The organism is Caulobacter sp. GW821-FHT11E10 (assembly GCF_058808375.1).
The window spans coordinates 19,134-30,469 of record NZ_JBXARP010000009.1; the positions used below are offsets into that span (position 1 = coordinate 19,134).

Genomic DNA, 11,336 nt, shown 5'->3' on the forward strand with positions numbered 1-11,336 from the left:
TTACGAAAGTTTCATCCCGGCGGGCGCCTCCAAACAGAGCCATGGACGCCTCTTACTAGTGAAGGCGGCGCGGGGGCGTCGTCCAACGAACTGGAGGAAGACTTATGGAAATGCTCGTTCCGCTGGGTGCGTTCGCGATGGTCGCGGCGATTGTCTGTCTGCCCATCCTGGGCCTCTTCAAGCATCTGGAGCGTCGGCGCATGCACGACGTGGTCCGCACCGCGATCGAAAAGGGCCAAGCCCTGCCGGCCGAGGTCGTGGAAACCCTGACCCGCGATGTCCGTCCGGCCTCGTCGGCGGTTCGCGACATCCGCACCGGTGTCATCATGATCGCCGTCGGCATCGGCTTCGCCATCTTCGGCGTCTGCGTGGGGCTCGACGAGCACGACGTGGTGTCGCCGGCGCTGGGTGTCGCCAGCATCCCGACCGTGATCGGCATCGCCTATATCATCCTGAGCTTCTTCAACCCCAACAAGGACCAGCGGGCTTAAGCCGCCGGGAGCCTGGGGAGGGCTTGACCCAATGGGCATGGAACGCCCGCCAACCGGTCACGACGTTGAACTCGCCGCCCTTGCGGCGGCGGGCGACCGAAGGGCCTACGGGGAGCTGGTGCGTCGGCACGGCTCGGCCGTCCGGGGTCTCTTGAGACGCATGGGCGCCGATCCGTCCACGGCCGACGACCTGGCCCAAGATGCGTTCATGGCTGGTTTCGAACAGGTGGCCGAGTATCGGGGGGATGGAACCTTCGGCGCCTGGATCAAGAAGATCGCCGCTCGGCTCTATCTGAAGAAGGTCAAGCGGGAAGCGCGACTGATCTTCTCGGACAACGTCGAGCCGGTCGAGGACGTTATGGTGCGCGACGCCTCGAGAGACGCCGCCAGCCGCATCGATCTCGACGAGGCGTTGAAGGTTCTGTCACGGGGCGAGCGCCTATGCGTTTCGCTCTGCTACGGAGCCGATTGGTCTCACGCGGAAGCGTCCGAGGCCTTGAACATCCCGATCGGCACGGTCAAATCCCATGTCAAACGTGGTTTGGACAAACTTCGGGCGAAACTCGCCCGACCCGAGGAAGGCGCGAGGAGGGAGGCTCATGGCTGAACCCGATTTCGAAGCGCAGTTGAGCCGCATGTTCGCCGAAGCGCCATCGTTTCCGGACTCGGCGCTGTTCAACGCGCAGATGGCGGCCAAGCTGGACCGTGGCTGGGCGATGCGACGGGTCTTTATCGCTGGGGCCGGCACCGCCGCCGGCCTGTTCGCGGCGTTCCAGATCCTGAGCAGCCGCTTCTCCAACGAGGTCTCTCAGTTGTCCCGCAACAGCGGCCACAACCTGCAGACCGAGATCGACGCGAGCATCGCCAAGTTCAATGCGGTGCTGACCACGCCGGCCAGCGCCGAGGCGCTGTGGCTGGCGGCGGGTCTGGCGGTGGTGGCCCTGGCCTTCGCCGTGACGCGAGCGGTCGAGGAACTTTAATCGGCGCCGCTCGCCGGGCTCGATCAGGGCGCGGCGGGCGGCGTTATCACTGTTCATGTTGCGGTGCGGCGCAATCCGGCCCACAAACGGCGCCCAAAGTATAGCCGTAGGGAGGGTTCGCCCTGTCCGCTCACCGTGAAGAGACGGTCCGCCGTCTGGCCGCCCCCGACATCACCGCGCGCAAGGGCGGCGAGCCGATCGTCTGCCTGACCGCCTATTCCGCCCCCGTCGCCGCCGCGTTGGACGACGCCTGCGACCTGTTGCTGGTGGGGGATTCGGTCGGCATGGTGGTTCATGGCCTGCCCAACACCGTCGGCGTGACCATGGAGATGATGATCCTGCACGGTCAGGCGGTCATGCGCGGTTCGAGGAAGGCCATGGTCGTGGTCGACATGCCGTTCGGCTCGTACGAGGCCTCGCACGAGGAAGCCTACGCCAACGCCGTACGGATCATGAAGGAGACCGGCGCCCAAGCGGTGAAGGTCGAGAGCGGTCCCACCGTACCCGCGACCATCGCCTATCTCACCCAGCGCGGCGTGCCGGTGATGGGCCATGTCGGCCTGCGCCCCCAGGCGGTGTTGCTGGAAGGCGGCTTCAAGGCCAAGGGCAAGGACGAGGCCGGCCGCGCCAAGGTGCTGGAGGAAGCCCGCCAGACCGCCGAGGCCGGGGCCTTCGCCATCGTCGTCGAGGGCGTGGCCGAGAGCCTGGCGCGCGAAGTCACCGAGGCCGTGTCGGTCCCGACCATCGGAATCGGCGCCTCGGCTGGGTGCGACGGCCAGGTCCTGGTGGTCGACGATATGCTGGGTCTGTTCGACTGGACGCCGAAATTCGTTCGTCGCTACGCCGATTTGAAGAACGAAATCGAGCGCGCGGCGGCGGAATACGCCCGCGACGTGAAGAACCGCAGCTTCCCCGGCGAGGCCGAGACCTACTACGCCAAGAAGACCTGAAACGGCGCGTTGCGGCACGGCGCGGCACGCTATAGGTTCCCCGCCTCGACGGGCGGCCCTTCGCCCGCCACAATCTGTCTTAAACCAGCGATGTCGGCCAAGTTCGGGCGCGACGTCCAAGGGCGGCACCGCCCGTTTCGGAGCCTCGTTTCGTGGTCGATGTTTTTGACGAAGTCGAAGAGCAGCTTCGGTCGGAGCGTTATCGCACCCTCGTGGTGAAGTCGCTGCCCTGGGTGGCGGCGGCGACGGCGGCCGTCGTTATCGGCGTCGGCGGCTACTGGGGCTGGAATTCGTACCAGGCCAACCAGGCCAACAAGGCCTCGGAAAGCTACCAGGCGGCCCTCGAGACCGCGCAGAAGCAAGGTCCGACCAAGGCCTTCGGCCAGTTCAAGGCCGTCGCCGACGGGGGCGCCAAGGGCTATAAGGCCCTGGCCCTGCTGCAGATGGGCGACATCCGCATCGAAGAGAACAAGACCAAGGAAGCCGTCACCTATTTCGACGAGGCCGCGAAGGCCGCGCCGAGCCCGCTGCTGGGCGACCTGGCGCGCCTCAAATCCGCCTTCGCGCTGATGGACACCGCCTCGTACAAAGACATCGAGACGAGGTTGACGCCTTTGGCGGGGGAAAAGAGTCCGTACCGCGTGTACGCCAAGGAGGCCCTGGCCTTCGCCAAGCTGCAGGCCGGTGATACGGCCGGCGCCCGCGCGGGTTTCGTGATCCTGGCCAATTCGCTCGACGCCAGCACGTCCGAAGAGGTGCGCCAGCGCGCTCAGGCGGCCATGCAACTGATCGACTCGGGCTCGGCCAAGGACTTGGCCGCCGCCGTGAAGGCCGCCGCCAGCCTGCCGCCCATGCCGCCTATGAGCCAACTGCCTCCCGTCGCCGGCCCGCAAGCCGCCCCCAACGCCGCCCAATGAGCCGTCTGATGATCTCCAAGCGTTCCGTCGCCCTGGTCGCGCTGATGTCGGCGACCGTGGCCGTCTCCGGCTGCTCGACGGTTTCGAAGCTCAACCCGTTTGGCGGGAAGGGCGACAAGAACAAATCCACGGCCAGCCAAGGCCAGCGCATCTCGATCATCGCCTTCGACCAGAAGGTCGAGGCCAGCGAGTCGCTGAAGGGCGCCGACTTCTTCCTGCCCGAAGCGGTCGCCCAGACCGAGTGGCGCCTGCCGGGCGGTAACCCCGAGCAGTCGATCGAGCATGTCGACGCGGGCAAGGCCTTCGAGATCGCCTGGAAGAAGGGCTTCGGCAAGAAGGGCGGCCGCCAGTTCCACGTCACCGCCCCGCCGGTTTCGGCCGACGGTCGCGTCTACGTGATGGACGGCGTCGCCGACGTCGTGGCCCTGGACGCCAGGACCGGCTCGACGATCTGGCGCAAGGATCTCCGTCCCGCGGCCGGCCCGAGCATCAAGGGCGGCTTCCTGGGCCTGATCCCCAAGAAGAATGACCGCCTGGGCTTCGGCGGCGGCGTCGCCGTCGGCGCGGGCAACAAGCTTTATGTCTCTTCCGGCTTCCGTTTCGTGGCCCAGCTGGACGCCACGACGGGCGATCTGGGTTGGACGCAACCGACCTCGACCCCGATCCATGGCGCGCCGACCGTCGTCGACGGCCGCGTCTTCGTCGTGTCGACCGATAACGAGCTGCTGACCTACAACGCCGAAACCGGCGCGCCCGGCTGGACCTATCAGGCGCTGAGCGAGCCGGCCCGTATCCTGGGCTCCTCGACCCCGGCCGTCAGTGGCGACACGGTCGTCTCGGGCTTCGCTTCGGGTGAACTGGTGGCCCTGCGCGCCGCCAACGGCAACGACCTGTGGAGCGAGGCCCTGTCGCGCGCCAGCCGCACCAACGCGCTGTCGGAAATCCGCGACATCCCGGGCCGCCCGGTGATCTACAAGGGCGACGTCTTCGCCGTCAGCCATTCAGGCGTCTTCGCCGCCACCGACCTGCGCACCGGCCAGGCCCGCTGGAGCCTGCCCGTCACGGCCATCACCACCCCCTGGGCCGCCGGCGATGTCGTCTATGTCGTCGACAAGGCCGGCCAGGTTATCTGCGTCTCGCGCGAAAACGGCTCGGTCTACTGGCTGCAGGACCTCAACAACACCGAGGCCCTCTCCAAGAAGCAGAAGAAGAAGCGCGCCAAGCACCCGATCCTGTGGTCGACCCCGATCCTGGCCAATGGTCGCCTGATCACGGTGTCCAGCGCCGGCGAGGCCGTGGCCCTGAACGCCAAGACCGGCGCCAAGGAAAAGACTCTGAAGATCGGCGCGGCGGTTCTGCTGAACCCGATCGCGGTCGGCGACATGATCTACCTGGTCACGGACGAGGCCGAACTGGTCGCCATCCGCTAGCCGAAAGGGCTCTTTCGAGCCCGGACGACAACTGAATGCTCTTGAAGCCCGGGTCGGCGAAAGCTGGCCCGGGCCTTCGCTTTTTCCGAGCCGCTTTTGCGACTTGGCCGAAAATCGACTACTGGACGCCTATGCCTTTGAAACTCGCCATCGTCGGCCGCCCGAATGTGGGCAAGTCCACGCTGTTCAACCGTCTGGCCGGCAAGAAGCTGGCCATCGTCGACGATCAGCCGGGGGTCACCCGTGACCGCCGCTATGCCTCGGGACGCCTCGGCGACCTGGACCTGGAACTGATCGACACCGCCGGCTTCGAGGACGTCTCCGACGAGAGCCTCGAGGCGCGCATGCGCCACCAGACCGAACTGGCCGTCGAGGAGGCCGACCTCTCGCTGTTCATCTATGACGCCCGCGAGGGCGTCACCCCGCTGGACGAGGTGTTCGCCACCTTGCTGCGCCGTCGCGGCAAGCCGGTGATCATCGCCGCCAACAAGGCCGAGGGCAAAGCCGGCCAGTCGGGTATCGGCGAAGCGTACAAGCTGGGTCTTGGCGAGCCGATCCCGATCTCGGGCGAGCACGGGGAGGGCATGGCCGAGCTCTATGCCGCCATGCTGGAAGCTGTTCCCGAGGACCAATATTCCGGCGACGAGGACGACGAGGACAAGCCGATCCGCCTGGCCATCGTCGGCCGCCCGAACGCCGGCAAGTCCACCCTGATCAACCGCCTGATCGGCGAGCAGCGCCTGCTGACGGGTCCCGAGGCCGGCATCACCCGCGACTCCATCTCGGTCGACTGGGTCTGGGGCGACAAGAAGGTCCGCCTGGTCGACACCGCCGGTCTGCGCAAGAAGGCCAAGGTGCAGGAGAAGCTGGAGAAGCTCTCCACCCAGGACACCATCCGCGCCATCACCTTCGCCGAGGTCGTGGTGCTGGTGATGGACGCTACCCATCCGTTCGAGATCCAGGACCTGCAGATCGCCGACCTGACCGAGCGCGAAGGCCGCGCCCTGGTCTTCGTGCTGGCCAAGTGGGACCTGATCGAGGACCAGGCCGCGACCCTGGCCGCCTTCCGCGAACACGCCGAGCGCATGCTGCCCCAGGTGCGCGGCGCGCCGGTGGTGGCGCTGTCGGGCGAGACCGGCAGCGGCGTCAACAAGCTGATGCCGGCCGTGCTGAAGATCCACAAGGACTGGTCGACCAAGGTCAAGACGCGCGACCTGAACGACTGGCTGCAGATGGCCATGCAGCGCCACCCGCCGCCCGCCGTCAGCGGTCGCCGCGTGAAGCCCAAGTACATGGCCCAGACCAAGGCCCGTCCGCCGACCTTCGTGCTGTTCTCCAGCCGCGCCGACCAGATGCCCGATCACTATCGGCGCTATCTGATCAACAGCCTGCGCGAGAGCTTCGACCTGCCGGGGGTGCCGCTGCGCATCACCATCAAGTCGGGCGCCAACCCCTATGCCGACGGCGAGGCCAAGGGCCACAGCGGCCGGGGCAAGCGCGAGTTCGAACGCCGGGAACGCGAGGAAGAACGCATCCGGGCCTCGCGCAACACGGTCAAGAAGTCCAAGCGCCTGGCCGACGAAGCCGCCGCCAAGGCCGCGATCGAGGCGGGCTTGCCCGATCCGCGCGAGGCTAAGCCGGTCAAGAAGAAGGCCCCCGCCGCCAAGGCTGCTCCGGCGGTCGAGAGCGCTGTCGCCGCCGAGCCCGGCAAGGCCGCGGTCAAGTCGGTCAAGAAGCTGGGCCCCAAGGTCCAGAAGAAGGTCTCGACCGCGCCCAGCTACAAGGTCGGCGCCAAGTCGGCCGGCGGCAAGGCGGCCGGGCCCAAGCGTCCGGTCTCCGGGGCGCGCACGGTGCGGGGCAATACCGGTCCGGGTCGTCCGAAGGGGCGGTGAGCCTAAACTTCGCCATACGCGTTTAGCCTCCTGAGGCCAGACGCGGAGAATGGCGATGCGAGCGATCGGGCTGAGCTTGGTCTTGGCGGTTCTGCCGGCGATCGCGGCGGCCGCCGATTACAAGCCCGTGGTCTGCAAGAGCGCGCTGACCTATGCCGGCCCGCCGCCGCATGCGCCGGTCGCGCCGCCGCTCGTGCCCGAAATCCCCAAGGCCGCGCTCGACCCCGTGACGGTCGCGCGGCTGGAGGCGGCTTTCGACCAGGCCAAGGCGGCGACCAAGGCTCCGGCCGCGACCGCCGCCGTACTCGTTCCCGGCAAGGGCGCTTGGGAGCGCACGGACAGCGGTGAGCAGCCGCCGATGCTGTTCTGGGCGAGCGCCGGCAAGACCTTGATCGCGGTCGTCGTCCTGCAGCTGGTCGAGGCCGGCAAATTGAAGCTGGAAGACCCCATCGGCAAGTATGTGGCCGGGGTTCCGAATGGCGACGTGGTCACGATCCGGGACCTCCTGGCCCATACAGGCGGCCTGTTCAGCGCCAACGAGGACCTGAAGGCGAGGGCGGAGCATCGCGCCCACACCCTGGACGAGGACCTGAAGATCATCGCCCGCCACGGCGCCATGTCATGCCCTGGCGAGCGCTGGCGCTACTCGAACACCGGCTACGCCTTGCTGGGCAAGGTCATCGAGACGGTCGACGGCCAGTCCTGGCAGACGTCGGTGGAGGCCCGGATCGTCAAGCCCCTGGGGCTCAAGGCCCTGAGGATGCTGTCGATCGTCGACAAGGCCGAGGACGTCGCCAAGCTGGTCTCGGCCAAGGAGGCGCCGATCGAGCCGGCCTGGGCTGGGCCAGCGGGGCCCGCCGTCGGCTCGGCCGGCGACATGGCGCGGGTCTGGGGCGCGCTGCTGGGCGGCCAGCTGCTGAAGCAGGAGACCGTCCAGGCGATGTTCGGCAAGCTCTATCCGATGTTCGATGCCGGGAGCTTCTACGGGTTGGGCGTGATGGTGACCGAGGTTCCAGAGGCCGACGGCTCGAAAAGCCTGTGGCTCGGCCATCTCGGCGGAACCCCGGGCGGCAATGCGGTCGTGGCCTATTCGGTCAAGGATGGTGTGATCGTGGCCGCCGCCTTGACCGGTGACGGCTCGGCGGCGGCCACGGCGAACCTGCTGCTTCGGCAGGTTCGCTCTCCCACACCCTAGAATTCTTCCCAGTTGGCCGCCGCCGCCGCCGCGCCTGGGCGCGCCAGGCCCTGGGCCCGGACGCGTTGTTCGTGAACGGCCTTGCGAGCGGGCGCAGGCGCGGCGCGGCGTTCGGGCGGCCTGCCGGTCTGGAAGCGCGACACCTGGTGGGCCAGGTCATGGGCCTCGCCGCGCAGCGACGCGGCGGCGCTATTGGCCTGCTCGACCATGGCGGCGTTCTGCTGGGTGACCTGGTCCATCTGGTTCACCGCGGCGTTGACCTCGTTGAGACCCGTGGCTTGCTCCTGCGAGGAGTCGGCGATCTCGCGGATCAGGCTGTTGATCTCGCCGACCTTGGCGACGATGCCGGACAGGGCCTGACCGGTGTCGCCCACCAAGCGTACGCCGCGCTCGACCTGCGAGGTGCTGCTGGCGATCAGGGTCTTGATCTCCTTGGCCGCGTCGGCCGAGCGTTGAGCCAGGGCGCGAACTTCCTGAGCCACGACGGCGAAGCCTCGGCCGGCGTCACCCGCGCGCGCGGCCTCGACCCCAGCGTTCAAGGCCAGCAGGTTGGTCTGGAAGGCGATTTCGTCGATCACGCCGATGATCTGAGTGATCTGGCCCGAGGACTTTTCAATCTCACCCATGGCGGCGACGGCCTCGCGGACGACCTCGCCCGAGCGATCGGCGTCGGTGCTGGCGGCCGAAGCGGCGGCCGAGGCCTGTTTGGCGCCATCGGCGCTGCGGCGGACCGTGGCGGTGATCTCGTCGAGGGCCGCGGCGGTCTCTTCCAGGCTGGCGGCCTGTTGCTCGGTGCGCTTGGAAAGGTCGCTGGAGGCGCCCGCGATTTCGTTTGCGCCGGCTTCCATGCCGCTGGCCGCCTCGGCGATCGAGCCCATGGCGTCCTTCAGGCTGTCGATGGCGGCGTTGAAGTCTTCCTTCAGTTGGGCGTAGCGGCCGTCGAAGCGCGCCTCGATACGGGCGGTCAGGTCGCCCCGCGCCATTCGGCCCAGGCTCTCGGCCAAGGCGGACACCACGTGGTCCTGCTCCCGCGCGGTTTGCTCGCGCTCGGCTTCGATGCGGCGACGCTCGACCTCGCCGCCCGTGACATCGGCGGCGAACTTGATGACCTTGAACGGACGACCCTGCTTGTCCATCACCGGGTTGTACGAGGCCCGGATCCAGATCTCCTTGCCGCCTTTGCCGATGCGCTTGAACTTGTCGACGACGTACTCGCCGGCGCTCAGCTTGCGCCAGAACTCGCGATAGGCGGCGCTGTCGGCTTCGTCGGCCCCCACGAACAGGCTGTGATTGCGGCCCTGGATCTCGGAAAGGGCGTAGCCCATCGTCCGCAGGAAGTTGTCGTTGGCCGTGATGATCGTGCCGTCGAGATTGAACTCGATCACCGCCTGGGAGCGTTGGATGGCGGCGACGACAGCCTCCAAGTCAGTGATGCGGGCGGCTTGATCACCGGTGTCGCGGCCGCGAGAAAACAACGCCATTGCAGAGCCTCAAAACGCGACGCCGTTGTCGCGAAAGAAGCTCTTGGGGTGGTGTGGTTAATGACTCGCTAATCTGCGAAGAAGTCGCAAAACAGCGTTCGTCAATCATGCGTCAGGGTGGCATTCAGCGACCGCGAACAACCCAGGCGTCTATCGAAAGGTCCGCGACCGCCGTGAGCGATTCGCGGTCAGGCGTCGACGGAGGGGGACTCCTGGCCGCGATCCTTGAAGCGCAAGACGCCCTTGGGCGGCTCGCGGTCGGGGCGGACCAGGTCGATGACGAACGGGACGATCGTCTCGGGCGCCGGCACGGTCTTGGGATCTTCGCCGGGGAAGGCGCCGGACCGCATGCGCGTGCGCATGGCCCCGGGATCGACGCAGAGAGCGCGGATCGGGGTGTTCTCGGTCTCGTCGGCATAGACGTCGACCAAGGCCTCCAGCGCCGCCTTGGTCGCCGCATAGGCGCCCCAGAAGGCCGGGCGGGTCTTGGCGACGCTGCTGGTGAAGAACAGGGCCCGGCCGGCGTCCGAGGCGCGCAGCAGCGGGTCCATGGCCCGGATCAGGCGCCAGTTGGCCGTCAGGTTGGTGGACAGGATCATGTCCCAGCCCTTGGGCTCCAGATGGCTGACCGGGGTGAGGGGGCCCAGCAGGCCGGCCGCGCCGACCAGAATGTCGAGCTTGCCCCAGCGCTGGTGGATGGCCGCGCCCAGGTGGTCCAGGCCGTCGGGTTCACGCAGGTCCAGCGGGACCAGGGTGGCGCGCTCGCCAGTGGCCTGCAGGATCGCATCGTCGAGAGCCTCGAGCGCGCCCTGGGTGCGGCCCGTGGCGATGACATGGGCGCCGGCCTTGGCCAGGCCCAGAGCCACAGCTTCGCCGATGCCGCGCGTGGCGCCGGTGACGAGAGCGATGCGGCCGGCCAGCGGCGTTTGGGAGTCGGAAGTCATGGCGCGGGTTCTAGAGCATGGGGAGGACAACGGAAACGGCCAGGAGCCCTTAAGCTTGCTCGACCGTCTCTTGGGGTCGTTTGGCGTAGTGCTGGGCGATCACCGAGCAGGCCATCAACTGGATCTGGTGGAAGATCATCAGCGGCAGCACGATGATCCCCGCCGTCGGACCCGGGAACAGGATGCCGGCCATCGGCACGCCCGTGGCCATGCTCTTCTTCGAGCCGCAGAACATGATGGTGATCTCGTCTTCCTTCGAGAAGCCGAGGGCCCGCGCGCCGTAGGTGGTGACGGCCAGGACGATGGCCAGGAGGATGCCGCAGGCGACCAGCAGGATCCCGAGCTCCAGCGCCGAAACCTTCTGCCAGATGCCGCCGACGACGGCCTCGCTGAAGGCGGCGTAGACCACGAGCAGGATCGAGCCCCGATCGACATAGCCGACCAGCGCCTTGTGCTTCTCGACATACCGGCTGACCCACGGGCGGGCCAGTTGGCCGACGATGAAGGGCAGGAGCAGCTGGACGACGATGTCCTGGATGGACTTCCAGCCGCTCGCCGCGCCGCCCTGGGTGTGCATCAGAAGGCCGACCAGCACGGGCGTGATGAAGATGCCGAACAGGTTCGAGGCCGAGGCCGCGCAGACGGCGGCGGCGATATTGCCTCGGGCGATCGAGGTGAAGGCGATCGAGGACTGCACGGTCGAGGGCAGGCAGCATAGGAACAGCATGCCGGCCGCCAGGGTCGAGGACAGCAGGCCCAGCTTGACGGTGAGCAGGCCCAGGACCGGGAACATCACGAAGGTGAAGGCCAGGATCAGCAGGTGCAGTCGCCAGTGGGTGACCCCCGCGACCACGGCCTCGCGCGACAGCTTGGCGCCGTGCAGGAAGAACAGCAGGGCGATGGCCAGCTTGACGATCAGCGACAGCCCGTGCGCCGCCTCGCCGCGCACCGGCAGGATCGAGGCCAGCACGACCATGCCGAACAGGGCGATGACGTAGGGCTCGATCTTCAGTTTATCGAGCAGGCTCTTGAAACCCATGGACAAATCCTCGTCCC

The 11,336-nt window shown here is 67.6% G+C and carries 11 protein-coding genes; 8 read left to right on the forward strand and 3 right to left on the reverse strand.

Translation table 11 applies throughout. The features are described 5' to 3' along the window. Nucleotides 1–104 precede the first annotated feature (104 nt). The 8 genes from AC1RRV_RS18715 to AC1RRV_RS18750 all read left to right on the forward strand — a co-directional run bounded on the left by AC1RRV_RS18715 (nt 105) and on the right by AC1RRV_RS18750 (nt 7,855). Nucleotides 105–491, forward strand: a complete 387-nt coding sequence (locus tag AC1RRV_RS18715; protein WP_492861159.1) for a DUF6249 domain-containing protein — start codon at nt 105–107, stop codon at nt 489–491. A 31-nt stretch (nt 492–522) separates the two neighbouring features. Continuing rightward, entirely contained in the window at nt 523–1,098 is a 576-nt protein-coding gene (locus AC1RRV_RS18720) for an RNA polymerase sigma factor (RefSeq protein ID WP_492861160.1), read from the forward strand. Further along, nucleotides 1,091–1,471: a hypothetical protein gene (locus AC1RRV_RS18725; RefSeq protein WP_492861161.1), complete on the forward strand. Its 381-nt coding sequence runs from the start codon at nt 1,091–1,093 to the stop codon at nt 1,469–1,471. Before AC1RRV_RS18720 ends, AC1RRV_RS18725 begins: the two co-directional genes overlap by 8 nt. Before the next feature lie 122 nt (nt 1,472–1,593). After that, nucleotides 1,594–2,421, forward strand: coding sequence for a 3-methyl-2-oxobutanoate hydroxymethyltransferase (gene panB, locus AC1RRV_RS18730; protein ID WP_492861423.1), 828 nt, complete (start codon nt 1,594–1,596; stop codon nt 2,419–2,421). A gap of 152 nt (nt 2,422–2,573) precedes the next feature. Continuing rightward, nucleotides 2,574–3,338, forward strand: coding sequence for a tetratricopeptide repeat protein (locus tag AC1RRV_RS18735; RefSeq protein ID WP_492861162.1), 765 nt, complete (start codon nt 2,574–2,576; stop codon nt 3,336–3,338). Then, nucleotides 3,335–4,768, forward strand: coding sequence for a PQQ-binding-like beta-propeller repeat protein (locus tag AC1RRV_RS18740; protein ID WP_492861163.1), 1,434 nt, complete (start codon nt 3,335–3,337; stop codon nt 4,766–4,768). The genes AC1RRV_RS18735 and AC1RRV_RS18740 overlap by 4 nt, the downstream gene beginning before the upstream one ends. 131 nt (nt 4,769–4,899) lie before the next feature. Further along, the gene (der, locus tag AC1RRV_RS18745; protein WP_492861164.1) at nt 4,900–6,660 is read left to right on the forward strand and encodes a ribosome biogenesis GTPase Der; all 1,761 of its coding nucleotides are present in this window, start codon (nt 4,900–4,902) and stop codon (nt 6,658–6,660) included. A gap of 55 nt (nt 6,661–6,715) precedes the next feature. Further along, on the forward strand, nt 6,716–7,855 hold the full coding sequence (locus tag AC1RRV_RS18750) for a serine hydrolase domain-containing protein (RefSeq protein WP_492861165.1): 1,140 nt from the start codon (nt 6,716–6,718) through the stop codon (nt 7,853–7,855). On the opposite strand, the gene AC1RRV_RS18755 is transcribed toward AC1RRV_RS18750, so the two are convergent. The 3 genes from AC1RRV_RS18755 to AC1RRV_RS18765 form a co-directional block, all read right to left on the reverse strand. Next, nucleotides 7,852–9,336, reverse strand: coding sequence for a methyl-accepting chemotaxis protein (locus AC1RRV_RS18755; protein ID WP_492861166.1), 1,485 nt, complete (start codon nt 9,334–9,336; stop codon nt 7,852–7,854). The two genes, AC1RRV_RS18750 and AC1RRV_RS18755, sit on opposite strands and share 4 nt — an antisense overlap. A gap of 188 nt (nt 9,337–9,524) precedes the next feature. Continuing rightward, nucleotides 9,525–10,280 (reverse strand): SDR family NAD(P)-dependent oxidoreductase, encoded by a 756-nt coding sequence (locus AC1RRV_RS18760; protein ID WP_492861167.1) that lies wholly within the window; start codon nt 10,278–10,280, stop codon nt 9,525–9,527. Between the two features lie 49 nt (nt 10,281–10,329). Next, nucleotides 10,330–11,319, reverse strand: a complete 990-nt coding sequence (locus AC1RRV_RS18765; protein WP_492861168.1) for a bile acid:sodium symporter family protein — start codon at nt 11,317–11,319, stop codon at nt 10,330–10,332. Nucleotides 11,320–11,336: the final 17 nt, after the last annotated feature.

What these genes read in the sequence shown, in the direction of transcription:
- der (WP_492861164.1), top strand. Translation starts at nt 4,900, where the DNA reads ATGCCTTTGAAACTCGCCATCGTCGGCCGCCCGAATGTGGGCAAGTCC.
- AC1RRV_RS18715 (WP_492861159.1), top strand. Translation starts at nt 105, where the DNA reads ATGGAAATGCTCGTTCCGCTGGGTGCGTTCGCGATGGTCGCGGCGATT.
- AC1RRV_RS18725 (WP_492861161.1), top strand. Translation starts at nt 1,091, where the DNA reads ATGGCTGAACCCGATTTCGAAGCGCAGTTGAGCCGCATGTTCGCCGAA.
- AC1RRV_RS18720 (WP_492861160.1), top strand. Translation starts at nt 523, where the DNA reads ATGGGCATGGAACGCCCGCCAACCGGTCACGACGTTGAACTCGCCGCC.
- AC1RRV_RS18740 (WP_492861163.1), top strand. Translation starts at nt 3,335, where the DNA reads ATGAGCCGTCTGATGATCTCCAAGCGTTCCGTCGCCCTGGTCGCGCTG.
- AC1RRV_RS18765 (WP_492861168.1), bottom strand. Translation starts at nt 11,319, where the DNA reads ATGGGTTTCAAGAGCCTGCTCGATAAACTGAAGATCGAGCCCTACGTC.
- AC1RRV_RS18755 (WP_492861166.1), bottom strand. Translation starts at nt 9,336, where the DNA reads ATGGCGTTGTTTTCTCGCGGCCGCGACACCGGTGATCAAGCCGCCCGC.
- AC1RRV_RS18760 (WP_492861167.1), bottom strand. Translation starts at nt 10,280, where the DNA reads ATGACTTCCGACTCCCAAACGCCGCTGGCCGGCCGCATCGCTCTCGTC.
- AC1RRV_RS18750 (WP_492861165.1), top strand. Translation starts at nt 6,716, where the DNA reads ATGCGAGCGATCGGGCTGAGCTTGGTCTTGGCGGTTCTGCCGGCGATC.